The sequence below is a fragment of the Brevibacterium sp. CT2-23B genome (assembly GCF_013168765.1).
GTDB classification, from domain to species: Bacteria; Actinomycetota; Actinomycetes; order Actinomycetales; family Brevibacteriaceae; genus Brevibacterium; species Brevibacterium sediminis.
The window spans coordinates 250,373-266,003 of the sequence record NZ_JABBYK010000002.1; the positions used below are offsets into that span (position 1 = coordinate 250,373).

The window sequence follows — 15,631 nt, forward strand, 5'->3', positions numbered from 1 at the left end:
TGCAGTTATGAAAGAGTCATTCTCGGACCGTCTCCGGCGCCTGGCGGTGGAAGCCTTCAAGTTCCTCACCGTCGGCGGGCTCGGCTATATCGTCGACGTCGGCCTGTCGAACCTTCTGGCCTACGGGTTCGGTCCGATCCCCGCCCTCCTCGAGGGCAGTCCGATCAAGTCGAAGATCATCTCGACTATTCTGTCGATGATCGTCGTGTGGATGGGCAATAAGCTCTGGACCTACGGCGACCGGACCACGAACTCGAACATGCGCGGCATCGTCCTGTTCGTCGCGGTCAACCTCGTCGGCATGATCATCACCGTCATCCCGCTCGGTGTGACCTGGTACCTGCTCGATATGCGCGACCAGCTCACCTACAACATCTCGACGAATGTCATCGGCATCGGACTGGCGATGGTCTTCCGCTTCTACGCCTACCGCACCTGGGTGTTCAAGGACCAGGCCCCCGACACCGAGGTGGTCGTTCCCATGGAGGAATCGAGCCGGGTCCCCGACGACCGGGGCTGAGCGCCACCGGCCGACAGCGCCGGCGTGCTTATCGGACTAACGAGGGTTCGAAGACTGGTTGCGAGCTATTCGGTGCATCACGGCCAGTACCGCAAGAAGCACTGGACAGAGCATCGCAAGGCCGGCAGCAGCAAAGCCGAGTCCGACAAGCCACTCGGAACCGGAGAATCCGCCGCCTTCGGTGGAGAACGTGACTGCGGCTATCGCGAGGATCGTCAGAACGCTGCCGCCGAACAGAGACAGCAGAGCGATCACAATCGGCTTGGGGACGGTCATCGGATTCAGTGTCCTTTTGGTCGCTGCTTTGTCTGTGCGGTCGTGTGGTCGATCAGCTTACAGGCCGCTGCTCATCCGACTCCCGGAAACGGCTGGGCGAACCATCGCGTTCTGGGCTCCGAAAAGCGCTGTTCACCCCAGAACCTAGGTCAGCATCGGATAGTCTCGGGCGCCAAAAGTATCCGATACTGACCCATCTTTGGGCCCGAACGTCCGTTGGTGACCTATTCTCGGGGCGCCAGGGGTTGGCCGTCAGCGGGTGCGGCGCAGCTTGCGGTAGGCGCTGACGACGGGGGCCGGAGTGACGGTGCGCAGTTCGGCCCTGATGAGCATCCGCTTCTGCTTGAGCAGTGCCGACCGACGGTTCGGCAGTTGACCGGCCCGTGCTCGGGTGGCCAACAGCCCCAGATCTCGGCGCAGCTGTCCGTCTTGCGCGTGGAAGTAGTTCTCGGTCAGCCATTCCGGGTCAGGGAATCCGATTGACCCGGCAGTCACATCGGCCAATGTGCCGGTGGCACCGGAGTCTGCGAAGACCTCGTTGAGCAGCTCGGCGTTGAAGCCGAAGTCCGAGATGAGCAGGGTCGGAATGCCCCGATCGATGGATTCGAGTGCCGCAGTCGAGGACACCGTGACCAGTGCCGAGCCGTCGGTGAGGAACTCGCTGAGGGGACCATATCCGAGCTCGATGCGGTTCGCTCCAGGCACTCTGCGGGTGCGGAAGTCGTCGAGGATCTCGAAGTAGGAGTGCTGTTCGTGATGGGTTTCGAACTCACCGGGACGCGACCGCATCTTGATGACCGCCGTCGAATCCGGGTGCCGGTCGGCGAACTCGGCCAGTGCCGCGATGATCGCCTCACGGTCGGCTCGCTCGGCAGGAACCTTCGCCTGCGGGGCGAAGAGCAGAGTCCGTGGGGCCGCAGAGTCACCGGTTCGTGCGGCACCCGCTGAGGACGGCGCGGTGGCGACGGACGGTGGGGTCTCCTCGGCGAGGGGTTCCGCTGGTGCCGCGAGCTGCGGAATGCCCTCCGAACGCAGCATCGGCAGGCGCGCCAACAGAACTTCGCAGGGCACCCGCGACCGGGCACTCGCCTCGGTGTAAGCGGCAACCTCGGCGGAGGAATGGGCGATGAACGCATCCATCAGACGGCGATAGTTCATCCCCTTGCCGCTGGCAGGCAGACCCATTCCGGGCAGCCCCGAGATCAGGGCCGGACGGTCAGCGCGGGTGTGCGCGGTGAGGAAGACCTGGGCGACGATCGGGCCGGTGGCGGCACCGAGGACGATATCGGGGGAGTGATCGGCGATGACCTGCGCGAGGTCGGCCCGCGCGATGACGGGGACCTCTCGGTGTTCCCAGTCGGTGCCGGCGACGGCGCTGGCGATCTGCTCATCTGTCGGCAGAATCGGATTGTCGACGAGGAACACGCGTCCCTCCACGTCGGGCAGGGACGACAGAAGCTGGGTCGCCCACTTGAGATACGACTCACTGTCGGAAATCGAGAGGATGCGGATGGGCGCAAGCCCGGCCGATCGCCGAGGCGGCAGCACAGGACCGTCCGGGAAGTTCGACTGCGACGACTGACCGTCCGCGCGGGTGCGTTCGGTCAGGTGTGAGGGCCGTGGCGGGGCGTCGGAGAGCGACGGCGGCATGATCGGCCCGCTGTAGTGGGGATCGCCTGGTTCAGGAATCGTCATCTGCCTTGACTGACTGGGCGTTGAGGGACTTTCGCAGACTATCGGGTGAGGCGCCGGTCCACCACTTCGCGGGGATCTCGGTGACATCGATGGTCACATCCGGATTGAGTACTGCCAGGGACACCGCCGCTGTCGACGGCAGGCTGCGGATCGTCGAGTCCGGCGGCAGGTTGATCAGCCGCAGCTCGATGGGCAGGCCGAGATGCTTGATCCTCACGCGTTCGTCCTGGGCGAGATCGGCGAGGAATTCCTCGGTCTCACGGCGGTGCGGATAGTAGGTGATCGATCCGTGAGTGTCGATGATGTCATCGACCCACGCCCGGTAGGCAAAGGCATCGATGAGGCCGTCGGCGGCCAGGGACGAACCGATGACTGGATTGTCCCGGGGGTGGCTGCCGCCAGTGGGCAGAGTCTGGAGATGTTCGAACCGGTGGCGAGTGATCTCACCGCCTGATTTGAGGAAAGCCTTGCGCAGCGGCTTCGCCACCGGCAGCGCCGTGTGCCAGCGCAGCTTGCCCACAGTGGCGAGGTGGCGAAGCCGGTCGGCGACGTGAGCGGCCATGACCGTGCGCGAAGCTTTGAGCTTCTGCCGGGGACGGACGAGGGGACCGCGCTTGGCGGTGAGGATCTCGATCGCAGAGTACGTGGCCAGACCGTCATCGAGAATGACGACCTCCGGCAGACGACGTTCCAGGTATGCCAGCGCCAAGGCTCTGTGCACCTGACCGGAGCAGGCATCGCCGAGGTAGATCCGGTCGAAGTTCGTCTTCCGCAACACTCCCGGTTTCGCCCCATCTCGCTCGAGGCGGACATTCTTCGGCAACCAGGCCGGATCGAAGGCATCGAGGAAGGACGTCATGCCTTTCGCGCTTGCCCGGGCCCGAATGAGCAGATCCTCCGTCGGCTCATGTGATTCGAGCGCCGAAAGGAACTGCAGTGGGGATTCGACGAAAGCGACGGCGCTCCGGCGCTTCTTCTTCGGTGTCACCGCTGTTGGATCCGTTTCATGATGCGTTGTTGTTTTCTTGTCACGGCTTTGATCACGAGCGTTCCCGATCGTTTGATCATCCGCTTCGGAGCAAACGCCTTCGACGTGCTGCCCGGCAGAGCGAGCGCGGTCAGGCGTCGGCGTTTGAAATAGCGACTGAATCGGTCAGCTGACTCGCCGCGGCCTGTGCTGACGCCGAAGACCTCTGTGAGGAAGTCAGTTGCCGCGTCACGCAGATCGTGCGACAGCGTCGGTGCCATGCAGTAGGTGACGGCTGCGAGCAGACGCCCCAGCTGCGGATGCGCGTCGGTCTTGTCCGGGGCGCTGCCGTCGCAGATCTCGGAGATGATCGTCAATGGGATGCGATTGCTGTTCTGATAAGGAGCGATGGCTTCGAGCAGCAGATCCGTACCCACAGCCAGGGCAGGTACCTGATAGATCTGGCGAGCAGTCATCAGTGCGGTGGAGAACCCGCCGACGATGAGGTCGGGAGCCAGACGATCGATGATGACCTCGGCCATGACGGGCAGGTCGAAAAGCTGCAGAGTGATCCCGAGTCTCTGTGCCGCCTCGAACAGTGGTCCTGTCTGCGAGGGAGGAGCGGCCGGGTGCGGTTTGAACACCACGACTTCCATTCCGCGCGCAGCGGCGGCTTCGATCATGTCGATGTGCAGCTGCGTCTCTTCCTCAGAAGTGATGAGTCCGAGCGCCGACAGATACTGGCCGACAACCAGTGCCCACGGACGATTGCTCGACGGCGCGGCGCTGAGAACCCCTCCCAGCTCGTCCTCCAGCGCTTCGGCCGAATGCTCGCCGAGCTCGCGCACCACACCGGTGAACGACTCGACACCCAGTGGGCGGTGGACGATTCCGAACTCGCGGAGCAGCTTCGGCGAGATTCCCGGCACCAGTGGCAAGTAATGCAGCACGGACATCCGCTGACCGTTCGTCAGCGGAATCTGATTGCGGGTCGGGCCGAAGCTCATCAGTCCGTCGGCATGTACCCTGATCGTCGCGCGGGAGAACACTCGGCTAAGCGCAATGGCCGGGTTGACCTGGGGCGATTCGATTACGAGTTCGATCTCGTCGGTATCGTCCAACCCCCACCGGCCACGCAGATACGATTCCACGACCGGCAGATCCGTATGATCGGGCCGCCATGACGAAGGATGGACGTGCAGAGGCGCGAGCGCCTCATTGAGGTTGACGACCCGATCGAACCGGGCGATCAACGAGGCGGCTCCCGGCGAATCGACGAAGGATTCCGAGAGCTCCATGACCACGGCGTTGTTGCTGACCAGCAGGATCCGTTCGGTCGGAGCCGGGGTGTCCTCGGGCGCGAATCCATCGGTTCCCATCAGCGCCGGAGCCGCCGGCCGGTCGTAGTCACCGCCATCGATTCCTGCCGCCAAGCAGACGAGTTCGAACAGGGTCGAGGCCAGAAAGATCTGTTTCACTTCACCATCTCCAGCATTAACGAAGGTGCGTCATTGAGGTAGCTGCTGACGTTGAGCTGTCGTCCCTGTTTCTGCAGAACGAATTCCTCACGCAGATACTCTGGCGGAATCTTCGCCGAAATCGTTCGTGCACCCCTTCGCAACTGGTTTCGCAGGGACGCCGGCGACGCTGCGAAACGATTGATCTGATGGTCGAGGATTGCCAACCAGTTGCGGATCGCCTTCGGCCACAGTTGGTCGGCGTCCGGCTCGGCAGCGACGAGATCGAAGATCTGTCCGAATGCGCGGATGAAATCCAGCTGTCGAATGTCGACGATGCGCGACAGAGAGCCCGCCATCCCTCTTCGATAGAGGATCCCTGGAGCATCGACGACGGCGAAGGACTCGGCCTGCAGGTGCAGTCGCCAGATCCAGGACCGGTCTTCGGCAGTCATGAAGTTCTCCGGGAAATGGAGGATCCCCTGTTCGAGCACTCGCCGGTGGAAGATGCCGGCCCAGGCGAACGGATAGTCGACCATCGTCGATTCGTAGACGGGCAGGATCCCCACCTTGGGATCCAATGGCACTTCTCGGACCGACATCGGCGCGAGTTTGCGCACCCGCTTGGTCCCCTCGACCGTCGTATGGTCACAGCGGATGAAATCGACTCCGAGCCTATGTGCTGCGGCAAGCATCGAGGACAGATGCCCCGGGGCCAACCAGTCGTCCCCATCGAGGAAGATGATGTGCTCTCCCCGGGCAGATGCCAGGCCCTTGTTTCGGGCATTGGCAAGTCCCGTCGCCTCCGGGTTGGTGAGGACCTCGAAATGAGGGAACCAAGTGTTGAACTCATCGAGCAGCTCCGGCGTCTCATCACTTGATCCGTCATTGACGAAGATCAGCTGAGTGCGGTCCCAGACGGGGCCCTGCTGCCTCAGCGAACGGAACAGCGTGCTCAGGTAGGGGGCACCATCTTTTGCGGGAATGATGATGCTCAGGTCGAAATCGGTCACGGGCCTTCTCCGAAGATTGCGGTCATGGGTTGGTCCACCAGAAGATCAGTGGATCGGACATGGAAGAGCCACCTCGGCGCAGAAAATCCTCGCCGAGGTGGCTCAGCCGATTGATCAGGCCGTGACCTTGCGCAGGGAATCGATCTTCGATTCCTCGCCCGGCATGATGCGCTTGACTCCGTCGCCGAATGCGGTTTCGATGACGCGGACGCCCTTGACGAGGGAGGCGAACTCGCGCGGTTCCATCGACGCGGACTGGTCGGATCCCCACATGGAGGAGTCGAGGGTGATGTGGCGTTCGATGGTCACAGCACCCAGTGCGGCTGCGGCGAAAGAGATCTCGAGGCCGAGCTCGTGGCCGGAGTAGCCGACGGGAACACCGTAGCGTTCGCGCATGGCCGGGATGGCCTTGAGGTTGACCTCTTCGGGCGGCAGCGGGTAGGTCGAGGTGGCGTGCATGAGCACGAGCTTGTCGCGGTCGAAGACCTCGACGGCCTTGTCCAGAGTCTCCCAATCGGACATGCCCGAGGAGCACAGGACGGGCTTGCCGGTGGCGGCGATCGCGCGCAGCAGCTCGAAGTCCGTCAGCGAGGCCGAGGCCACCTTGTAGGTGAGCGCATCGAATTCGTTCTCGAGGAAGTCGACGGAGTCGGTGTCCCATGGGGACGCGAACCACTGGAGTCCGACTTCCTTGGCGTAGCGGTCGATCTCGGAGTATTCGTCAATTCCGAACTCGACGCGGTGCTTGTAGTCGATGTAGGTCATCTCGCCCCACGGGGTCGAGCGCATCTTCGACTTCTGGTGTTCGGGAACGGCCACCTCGGGGTTGCGCTTCTGGAACTTCACTGCCTGCGCACCGGCGGTGACGGCGACATCCATGAGCTGCTTGGCGATGTCGACGTCGCCGTTGTGGTTGATGCCGATCTCACCGATCATGTACACGGGCTGGTTCGGGCCGACGAGGTGCTCTCCGATGGCCACGGGGGCGAGTTGATCAGTCATGAAACCTGCTTTCGGTTGGCACGCGAAATCTCCGCGCGGTTGGTGAACTGCGGCTGGTGCCGCGGGACGGATGGTTGCTGGTCGGGGAAGGCGGACGCGTGGCCGGACAGGGCCGCCGACTGGTGGCCGGCCGGGCGTCCTGACTGGTGCCCTGCCAAGGTCGATGGGTGTCCGGTGGGCGACCGCAGTGAGGTCAGGGTCGGATTCGGCAGGGGTTCGGCCGCCTCGGCGGGGATGGGAATGAGGTCGCAGACCTCACGCACCGCACCCCGTCCGCCTGGCCTGTCGAGGATGACGCGGGCGGCGGCGAGGACGCGCGGGTGGGCGTCGGCGACGGCGATGGGCCAGCCGACGACGTCGAAGGCCTCGAGGTCGTTGATGTCGTTGCCGACGTAGGCGACGCGCGCCGGGTCGAGGTCATTGGCGGTGATCCATGCGTCGAGGATGCTGGCCTTGTTGTCGATGCCTTGGGCGACGTCGACGCGCAGCTTCTCCGCGCGGCGGGTGACGACGGGGTTGCGTTCCTTCGACAGGATCATCACGGGCACGCCGGACTTCACGAGTCGGGAGATGCCCATGCCGTCGCCGCGATGGACGCGGACCTGTTCGTTTCCGTCCTCGTCGACATAGGCGCCGTCGTCGGTGTGGACGCCGTCGAAGTCGGTGACGAGGGCGTCGACGTCGATGACCTGCGCGGTCTCCTGCGTCGAGGCGATGGCGCGGACGAGGGTGAGGTCGGACATGTCGTCGATCTCGCGGGCGTGCTCGGGCGGGACCTCCTCGATGCCGATGCGGCCGAAGAAGCGGTGCTCATGCTCGATGAGGCCGGAGGTGCGCATGACGTAGAACGCGCCGGTTTCGTTGAAGTGCTTGGTGCGGTCCTGGCGGCGCGGTCGGAAGCTGGCTTCGTGCCCGACGGCCACGGCCTGGGTGTCGTCGTCGAGGCGCCACAGGAAAGAGTGGTCTTCGACGGCGGAGAAGACGACATCGGCGTCGTCGTCACGGACCGTGCGCACCGCGTTCTCGATCGAGGCGGAGTCGATGAAGGGGGAGGTGCACTGCATGAACACTGTGATGTCGAAGTCCTCATCGAGGGTCGACAGTGTGTGGATGAGCGCGGATTCGCTGGTGGCGGTGTCGCCGGCGATCTCGGCGGGGCGGTGGGCCACTTCGGCGCCGGCACGCAGGGCTTCGGCAGCGATTCCGTCGTGGTCGGTCGAGACGATCACACGGTCGATGCTGGGGCTGGCCTGGGCGGCGTTGATGGCGCGGGCGAGCAGGGAGATGCCGGCGACCTTCTGCAGGTTCTTCAGCGGGATGCCCTTGGAACCTCCGCGCGCGGGGATGATCGCGACGGTTCGGTGGGGAGTGGGGGAGGTGGTGCTGGTTGATGCGGTGGTGCTTTCTGCCGCCTGGTTCGCGGCCACGGTGGTGCGCGCATCCGGCTTCATTTCCGACTGAAACTCGGTTGCGTTGGGCTCGTAGGTCGTCGATTGGTCATTCACAATGATTCGACGCTAACGACGGGGTGTTACCTCAAGGTGAACACGCCATGTCGCCGAGGCGACCCTTCGATGGCGAACCCGTGACGGATCTGCCGGTGGGCCGCGGGCGGGGCCGTGCGGCGACGTTCAAGCCGGCCCCTGTGCCCGCGGGCGGTGGGTGCTGAGTGGGCAGAGCCGGTGGGAGCCTCATCGACTCTTGGGTAGGCCCGTGCATCGCTTCATCGACTTTTGGGCGAATAATCCGGTTCGAACATGAGTATCTGATCAAAAGTCGATGACGAATGGGACAAAAGTCGATGACGCGCGGCCCGAAGCTGCCGGTGGGGTGATTCGACGGAGCCAGTGCGGTGCGTGGGTGCACGCCAACGTCAGCCGATCAGCGCCAGGTGATGTTCCACATGCGGTTGTTCCAGGCCGAGAATGGGATGACCTCACCGGTGTAGACGGGCCAGAAGTAGGCGAAGGCGAGGATCGCTGCGACGAGAATGAGCCCGACGCTCAGTCGCCTGGCGAACAGCGCCGCGGAGATCCGCGCGAAACGCTGCTTCACCGACGGCCCTGGCGAGTCTCGCCCACGAACAGGCACTCGACCCCAGACGAGTGTCAGGCAGTACGTCACGGCCAGCACGACGAAGGGCACCATGACGATGGTGTAGAAGGTGAAGATCGTCCGCTCCTGGTAGGCGAACCATGGCAGCCAGGTCGCTGCGAGCCCGGCGAGGATGACGGCGGGGCGGACGTCCCGGCGGATGATCCACACGATGAGGCAGACGAGCACAGCCAAAGCGGCCAAGCCCCAGATCACAGGGTTGCCCACCGAGGTGATCGCCGAGGAGCACTTCGCGACCGTGCACCCCATATCGCCCCGGTCGTAGGACTCGTAGTAGAACGACGTCGGCCGCCACTGCACGATCCAACCCCACGGGTTCGACATGTACGGATGCTCCGAGTCCAGCCCGACATGGAACGAGTACGCCGTGTAGTGATAGTGCGCCAGCGACGGCAGCCAATCCAACCACTGCGGCAACGCACGCCACCAGCCGAAATTCTCCGCAGCCCACTGTCGGTCCCACGCGTCATCCGAACGGATCCACCCGGTCCAGCACGCCACATAGGTCACGAGTGCGATCGGCACGAGCTTGAAGAACGAGGGAATGCTGTCGCGGATGAACATGCCCAGCCACGGATGCACGACCCCGGCCCGATACCGCGAATGCACATCCCACAGGACGATCAGAATCCCGAACGCCGCCAGCGCATACAGACCCGACCATTTCACCCCCGTAGCCAGGCCGAGACTGATCCCTGCAGCGAAGATCCAAGGCCGCGCGCCGAGGCGGGGCCCGAAGTTGATCACGTCCCTGGACTTCGTCCGATGCCGACGTCGGGCTTCCGCGGTGGGCGGGGCCGCCTCGGGGAGTGGGGCGGCGGAGGTGATCGACTCGCTGAGTTCGGTCGGGAAGGTTCGGGGGACCTCCTCGGGGTCGGATGAGGAGGAAGCGGCCGCCTCGGGGAGGGGATCTGGATTCTGCAGTGTGCGGGACGGAACGGAGCTGTCGATCTCCGCGGTGCGCTGGGTCCAAGCGGCCAGACGCTTCGTCACCTGCTCGCGGTCGAGGAGGATGAAGAAGAAGGCGAGGAGGACGAAGGCCATGAGCACGATGTCGAGCAGGCTCGTGCGGGAGTGGACGAAGTGCTCGCCGTCGATGGCGAGCAGGCCGGCGGCGACGCAGGCGAAGAACGCCGAACGGAAGAGCTTCCAGGCGATGACGCCGAGGAGGAAGATCGTCAGGGTGCCGATGATCGCCACGGTGAAGCGCCAGCCGAACGAATCGTCGGCGCCGAAGAGGTCGATGCCCCACCCGATGAGCCATTTGCCCAGCGGCGGGTGGACGACGTATTCGGGGGTGGGCTCGATGACGCTGGGATCGCCGGCGTTGAAGGAATCGTCGGCGTTCTCGGGCCAGGAGCGTTCGTAGCCGAAGTTGAAGACCGAATAGCCGTCCTTGACGTAGTAGGTCTCGTCGAAGATCAGGCGGTGTGGGAAGTCGAGGCGGAAGAGTCGCAGGGCCGCACCGATTCCGGTGATGACGAGCAGGGCCGGCCACATCCACAGCGGTGCTCGGGTGGCCCACATGCCGGCGTGGAAGGTTTCGCGGCGCATCGCAGCGGCGCCGGAACGCACCTTTTCGCGTTTCCTCGCCAGGCGCTCGCGGGCGATGCGCCTGGTGGGTGCCGGGGAGTCTGCGGTGTGTGTCATCGGAGTCCAGTTTAGAGATCTCGGCGGGCAGGGCTCTCATGCGACCCGCAGGGAAGGGCGGGGCATTGGGAGTGATCGGGCCGGCGGGGTGAGGGCGAGGTCGTGCCGGGCTGGCTGGCGTAGGTCGGGGAGTGAGGGCGAGGGGGAATGTCGGGCTGGCTGACGCAGGTCGGGAGAGACAGGCCGGCATGAGGTTCGGCACCTTGAGCAGGATTCTTGGGCATTCGCCACCGTGCATCACTAGAGTAGTGGGAGACAGCCGGAGTCAGAGCGAATGGTGCACAACGTGTCGAACAACCCCAACTACCGCCCGAGCGATCCTCCCCAGGTCGGCTCGCAGCAGTTCAACAACAACTATGGGTCCCAGCCGCAGTATGGTCAGGGACAGTCGGGTCAGTACGGATCCGGTGCCGGACAGTATGGGTCCGGTGCGGGTCAGTATGGGTCCGGTGCCGGACAGTATTCGCAGGGACAGCCGTATGGGCAGCAGAACTCCTATGGACAGTCCGGCGCCTACGGTCAGCAGAACGCGTACGGACAGTCAGGCGGATACAGCCAGCCAGGTGCGTACAGCCAGCCGAACGCCTACGATGCCTACAGCCAGTCGGGCGCGTACAGCCAGCCGATGACCTACGGCGCGCAGCCGGTCTTCGTCCGGCCCGCACCTAACAAGATGGCCGTGTGGTCGATGTGGATGGGCATTGCCGGTATCGGCGGCGGATTCGTTTGCGGCCTGCTGTCGATGATTCCGGTCATCGGCATCATCTTCAGCATCATCGCGATGTTCCTGTGGATCGCACCGGTGCTCGCCGTCATCTTCGGCCACATCGGCCTCGGCCAGATCAAGCGCACAGGCGAAGAAGGCCGCGGACAGGCGATCGCCGGGCTCATCATCGGCTACGTGACCATCGCCCTGGGACTCATCATGGCGATCGTCATGATCGGCATCCTGGGCATCGGCTTCTTGGGCATGATGAGCAGCTACTGAGCCGACCCGGGTGACCTCGGCGCTGCCCGGGGCGACTTCGGCGCCGCCCCGCGTGACCTCGGCGCTGCCCGGGGTGACTTCGGCGCCGCCCCGCGTGACCTGGGCGCTGCTCCGGATGACTTCGGACGGGTGCCGAGGTCACGCTCGATTCGTACGGTCGGGCCGCTCTGCACGACCCTGAAAACGCCTGCCCGCAGCGTTGCGTGCGCCCCAAGGCCACGCGGGTACGGGACGGTCGGGCCGCCTCGGCGAGGGGAACCTGCAACCTGTGGTGCAGGATTGCAACACGATTCGGCCGCCGCGCTCGCTGCACGTGGGTAGCGTTGATGACAGATATCGGGACACCCGTCGAGGACGGCCCCGAACAGATTCAAAGATCAACGACAGCCAGCGGAACGGAACGGACATGAACACTCGCGTACTGCCTCTCGGGAACACCTACACCGGATCGAAGGGTTCGGTCCACGCCCCCGTCGCAGTCCACACGCCCGCACCGGTTCATACTCCGGCCCACCCTCATGCCCTGGTCCAGGCCCCCGTGACGTACGGAAACCGAGCACCGGTCGTCGTCTACCAGCAGGTGGCGCCGACGAATTCCTCGTCGATCGTCGCGCTGGTGCTCGGCCTCATCTCGTTCATCTCATCGTTTTTCTTCCTCGGCTTCGTCGGCATCATCTTCGGACACATCGCCCGTTCGCAGATCAAGGCCCGCGGAGAGCGCGGCAACGGAATGGCCGTGGCTGGACTGTGGCTGGGGTATCTCAGCGTGATCTTCTGGGTCGTGTTCTGGCTGCTCTACTTCGGCGTCATCGCGCTCGTCATCGGCGCCTCGATCGCCGCTGGAAACGCAACCGTCAGCTGAGGACCGGGACTCCGGGAAGCCGGCCCCGGCAAACGATCTGGCGCACGGCCTCAACGTCCGACACACGCGCCCGTCCCGGCATCACATCGCAAGGTGCCCACCCCGCCAACTGTGACTGACCTGTAACCGCCCCGCCTTTTGCCGCCACCGACGACTCTGTACCGTTGAAGGCAACCACAAGGAGACTTCGCTATGAGCAGCCAGAACAACTGGAACAACCCGGACATGTACTACCAGCAGCCCCAATCGAACGCGGGCGGCTCGTACGGTGCCCAGTCCTACAGCCAGAACAGCGCCTACGCGGCCAATGCACAGTACGCCGGCGGACCCGGCTACGTGTACCAGCAGCTGCCACCGACGAACGTGCTGGCCATCGTCGGCATGTGCGCCTCGATCTTCGGCGTCATCTCGTCCGTCTTCATCGGCGGCATCGCCGGCATCATCATGGGCCACATCGCCCGCAAGCAGATCCGCGAACGCGGAGAACGCGGCGACGGCATGGCCGTCGCGGCCCTGTGGGTCGGCTACATCGGCACCATCCTCTGGATCCTTTTCTGGGTCCTCTACGTCGGGGTATTCGTCCTCATCTTCGGCGCGGCAATGGTCGGCGCGGGTTCGACCAGTTGAGTTCAGACTCCTTCGCGTCGTCCGGCCAGGGTGCCGATACGGATCTTGGGTTCGGTGACGACGACAACCCCACCGAGGCGGCCGGCCACAGAGCCGACGACAGCCCCACCGAGGCGGTGCCGTCCGACGACATCGACCTGACCGATGACGCGGGGCCAAGATTCGGTCCGAACCTCACCGGCGGTCGACTGATCCTGGTCGGGACTCCGATCGGCAACCTCGGCGATGCGAGCCCGCGGATGCGGGAGGCCATCGAAACTGCCGATGTCATCGCCGCCGAGGACACGCGGCGGTTCCTGTCGCTCGCGCAGCGACTCAACCTCACGCACACGAAGCGTGTCATCAGCGTCTTCGACCACAACGAGGGCCACCGCGCTCCCGAACTCGTCGATATCATCGCCGCTGGTGAGACCGTTGTTCTGCTCTCCGACGCGGGGATGCCCGCCGTCTCCGACCCCGGCTACCGCGTGGTCAAGGCCTGCGCCGAGGCGGGACTTCCGATCACGTCGACACCGGGGCCGTCCGCGGTGCTCATGGCGCTCGCGGTCTCGGGACTGCCGAGCGACCGGTTCAGCTTCGAAGGGTTCCTGCCGCGCAAGTCCGGGCAGCGCAAGACCCTGCTGACCGAACTCAAGGCCGAGAAGCGCACGATGGTCTTCTTCGAAAGCCCACACCGCATCGCCGATGCGATGGACGACTTCGCCGAGATCATCGGCGTCGACCGGCCTATGGCCATCAGCCGCGAGCTGACGAAGACCTACGAGGAGACTCTGCGCGGAACCGTCGGTTCACTGCGCGATCAGGCCGCCGAGGGTCTGCGAGGGGAACTGACCCTCGTGCTCGCCGGTGCCACCGAGGTCGAAACGGCTCCGGAGGACCACCTCGGCGAGGTCAGCGCACTGGTCGACTCCGGTTCGCGTGCCAAGGACGCGGCCGGGCAGGTGGCGAAGAAGTTCGGCCTGTCCAAGCGCGACATCTACGAGGCCTGGCTCCACCGCGACTGACACGACTCGTGTGCAGTGGGCTGTGGATAGTCAGTAGCCCAGTTTCGGGTGGATAGCCCATGTCGGGAGGTGGGCTATCTACCTCAAACTGGGCCATCAGCGCGGTTGAGATACTCCCCAAACGAGCCTGGTGCGAAAGGCACGAGCCGCTGTGAAGCCGGTCGACGACTCGACTCGAGCGTTGAGGCTTGTTGATTGACTCCTTACTGAGGCGCTGTCGCCGTGTGGACGCCGGAGCTGATTCCACAGCAACAGGATTGAGCATTGCTGAATCAACGCGGATTTCGGCAGTGTGCCGGCATGAAGAACAACGTCGTGTATTTCACGGACCTTCGCAATGCTGGAGCCTCAACGGCAGACATCCGCAGCGCTTTGGGCTGCTGTCTGCGAAAGCTCTCTCGTGGAGTCTATACAGTCGTCAGATGTTGTGAAGTCCGTGCCCACCGATACCTCTCTCCCTTCGCCACAGACTCGGATTGGATGACGTATCACGAGGAAGGACGCGACAAAGAGCGGTCCCAGCAACGCAGATACGAGGCGAATCTGAAGCGTCTGCAAGTCCTCCACTATCCCCACTACCGCGCAGGAGACATCGTGTTCGGGATCTCGGCGGCCCGGCTGCACAGAATCGGTATGTTCGACGAGCCGGACGAACCAGTGTCGGTGTTCCACCCCATATCAAGCACCAAGTCACCCGAGCTGATCAGGCGACGCAGAACAATCGCAGCTGATGACGTCTGCCAGGCGGAAGGGCTTCGCGTCACTACTCCGGCTCGAACTGCCTTGGATCTGCGGGCCGAACTCGGCAGCGCTGCGGCGTTTGCCGCGATGGAACAGGTGGTCAGATGGCAACTTCTCGGCGACGACGAGGATCTGATCTTCAGGCTCGGGTATCCGGCACATCTGCTGGACGAGGTTCCGGGTGCAGTCGCAGCTCTGTTCGCAGCGCCCATTGATCGCCTAGCACGGGGCGCAAAGGTGGCCGCGAGACTGGTCTCACTCGCATCTCCGTTGTCCGAAAGCTATGCGGAGAGCAGAGCCGCCTTCAATCTGCATCTTCTGGGTCTGCACGACTTCGTGCAGCAGGTGAAAATTGCCGATGGCAGCCGACTTCTCACGAGACTCGACTTCCTGTTCCGTGACGATAGAGTCGCACTCTACGTCGATGGGACGCAGAAGTACGTCGACGGCGGCTTCGACGTCATGAACAAGGAGAGCCGACAGCACAATCGACTGCTGGCGATGGGCTATAAGATCGTGCGCTTCAAATTCAATGAAGTTCTGGACCCGAGGACCTTCGGACAGAAGCTCTTCTTTCAGGCACCTGAACTGCGTCGCCGGTGTGGGAAACCGCTGGTTCTGTGAGCTGGTGTCCAGGTGCGAACTGTTTCAGCCCAGTCCGAGGTGAGCAGCCCATCTTCAAACATGGGCTACTCACCTCAAACCGTGCTATTC

14 protein-coding genes are annotated in these 15,631 nt (G+C 64.0%); 6 read left to right on the forward strand and 8 right to left on the reverse strand.

Annotated features, from left to right (window positions below):
• Positions 1 to 7 precede the first annotated feature (7 nt).
• On the forward strand, positions 8 to 520 hold the full coding sequence (locus HIM68_RS06255) for a GtrA family protein (RefSeq protein ID WP_172170722.1): 513 nt from the start codon (positions 8 to 10) through the stop codon (positions 518 to 520).
• Between the two features lie 36 nt (positions 521 to 556).
• Here HIM68_RS06255 and HIM68_RS06260 read toward each other — a convergent pair whose 3' ends face one another.
• The 8 genes from HIM68_RS06260 to HIM68_RS06295 all read right to left on the reverse strand — a co-directional run bounded on the left by HIM68_RS06260 (position 557) and on the right by HIM68_RS06295 (position 10,695).
• A complete protein-coding gene (locus HIM68_RS06260) occupies positions 557 to 796 on the reverse strand; it encodes a hypothetical protein (RefSeq protein WP_062243290.1) in 240 nt (79 codons plus the stop codon).
• Positions 797 to 1,048: 252 nt separating this feature from the next.
• Positions 1,049 to 2,491, reverse strand: coding sequence for a DUF6716 putative glycosyltransferase (locus HIM68_RS06265; protein ID WP_253903780.1), 1,443 nt, complete (start codon positions 2,489 to 2,491; stop codon positions 1,049 to 1,051).
• Positions 2,478 to 3,479, reverse strand: a complete 1,002-nt coding sequence (locus tag HIM68_RS06270; RefSeq protein ID WP_062243292.1) for a hypothetical protein — start codon at positions 3,477 to 3,479, stop codon at positions 2,478 to 2,480. The genes HIM68_RS06265 and HIM68_RS06270 overlap by 14 nt, the downstream gene beginning before the upstream one ends.
• Entirely contained in the window at positions 3,476 to 4,936 is a 1,461-nt protein-coding gene (locus HIM68_RS06275; RefSeq protein WP_172170724.1) for a polysialyltransferase family glycosyltransferase, read from the reverse strand. Before HIM68_RS06275 ends, HIM68_RS06270 begins: the two co-directional genes overlap by 4 nt.
• A complete protein-coding gene (locus tag HIM68_RS06280; protein WP_172170726.1) occupies positions 4,933 to 5,928 on the reverse strand; it encodes a glycosyltransferase family 2 protein in 996 nt (331 codons plus the stop codon). Before HIM68_RS06280 ends, HIM68_RS06275 begins: the two co-directional genes overlap by 4 nt.
• Before the next feature lie 114 nt (positions 5,929 to 6,042).
• Positions 6,043 to 6,930, reverse strand: a complete 888-nt coding sequence (locus tag HIM68_RS06285) for an N-acetylneuraminate synthase family protein (protein WP_172170728.1) — start codon at positions 6,928 to 6,930, stop codon at positions 6,043 to 6,045.
• Entirely contained in the window at positions 6,927 to 8,381 is a 1,455-nt protein-coding gene (locus tag HIM68_RS06290; RefSeq protein WP_253903781.1) for an acylneuraminate cytidylyltransferase, read from the reverse strand. The genes HIM68_RS06285 and HIM68_RS06290 overlap by 4 nt, the downstream gene beginning before the upstream one ends.
• A 430-nt stretch (positions 8,382 to 8,811) precedes the next feature.
• Entirely contained in the window at positions 8,812 to 10,695 is a 1,884-nt protein-coding gene (locus HIM68_RS06295; RefSeq protein WP_253903782.1) for a dolichyl-phosphate-mannose--protein mannosyltransferase, read from the reverse strand.
• Between the two features lie 286 nt (positions 10,696 to 10,981).
• On the opposite strand from HIM68_RS06295, the gene HIM68_RS06300 reads away from it, so the two are divergent.
• From HIM68_RS06300 to HIM68_RS06320, 5 genes are all read left to right on the forward strand, one after another.
• Entirely contained in the window at positions 10,982 to 11,683 is a 702-nt protein-coding gene (locus tag HIM68_RS06300; protein ID WP_367647456.1) for a DUF4190 domain-containing protein, read from the forward strand.
• 406 nt (positions 11,684 to 12,089) lie between these two features.
• The gene (locus HIM68_RS06305; protein WP_139468378.1) at positions 12,090 to 12,545 is read left to right on the forward strand and encodes a DUF4190 domain-containing protein; all 456 of its coding nucleotides are present in this window, start codon (positions 12,090 to 12,092) and stop codon (positions 12,543 to 12,545) included.
• Between the two features lie 192 nt (positions 12,546 to 12,737).
• A complete protein-coding gene (locus HIM68_RS06310) occupies positions 12,738 to 13,172 on the forward strand; it encodes a DUF4190 domain-containing protein (RefSeq protein ID WP_172170730.1) in 435 nt (144 codons plus the stop codon).
• Positions 13,173 to 13,303: 131 nt separating this feature from the next.
• Positions 13,304 to 14,176, forward strand: coding sequence for a 16S rRNA (cytidine(1402)-2'-O)-methyltransferase (gene rsmI / locus HIM68_RS06315; RefSeq protein ID WP_367647479.1), 873 nt, complete (start codon positions 13,304 to 13,306; stop codon positions 14,174 to 14,176).
• A gap of 480 nt (positions 14,177 to 14,656) precedes the next feature.
• Positions 14,657 to 15,541 carry a hypothetical protein gene (locus tag HIM68_RS06320; RefSeq protein ID WP_172170732.1) on the forward strand — a complete coding sequence of 295 codons (885 nt, stop codon included), beginning with the start codon at positions 14,657 to 14,659 and terminating at the stop codon, positions 15,539 to 15,541.
• The last annotated feature ends 90 nt before the right edge of the window (positions 15,542 to 15,631 follow it).

Bases quoted from the DNA above. Each gene is read 5' to 3' on its own strand.
- HIM68_RS06255 (WP_172170722.1), top strand. From the start codon at position 8: ATGAAAGAGTCATTCTCGGACCGTCTCCGGCGCCTGGCGGTGGAAGCC.
- HIM68_RS06260 (WP_062243290.1), bottom strand. From the start codon at position 796: ATGACCGTCCCCAAGCCGATTGTGATCGCTCTGCTGTCTCTGTTCGGC.
- HIM68_RS06310 (WP_172170730.1), top strand. From the start codon at position 12,738: ATGAGCAGCCAGAACAACTGGAACAACCCGGACATGTACTACCAGCAG.
- HIM68_RS06290 (WP_253903781.1), bottom strand. From the start codon at position 8,381: ATGAAGCCGGATGCGCGCACCACCGTGGCCGCGAACCAGGCGGCAGAA.
- HIM68_RS06320 (WP_172170732.1), top strand. From the start codon at position 14,657: ATGACGTATCACGAGGAAGGACGCGACAAAGAGCGGTCCCAGCAACGC.
- HIM68_RS06285 (WP_172170728.1), bottom strand. From the start codon at position 6,930: ATGACTGATCAACTCGCCCCCGTGGCCATCGGAGAGCACCTCGTCGGC.
- HIM68_RS06295 (WP_253903782.1), bottom strand. From the start codon at position 10,695: ATGACACACACCGCAGACTCCCCGGCACCCACCAGGCGCATCGCCCGC.
- HIM68_RS06305 (WP_139468378.1), top strand. From the start codon at position 12,090: ATGAACACTCGCGTACTGCCTCTCGGGAACACCTACACCGGATCGAAG.
- HIM68_RS06265 (WP_253903780.1), bottom strand. From the start codon at position 2,491: ATGACGATTCCTGAACCAGGCGATCCCCACTACAGCGGGCCGATCATG.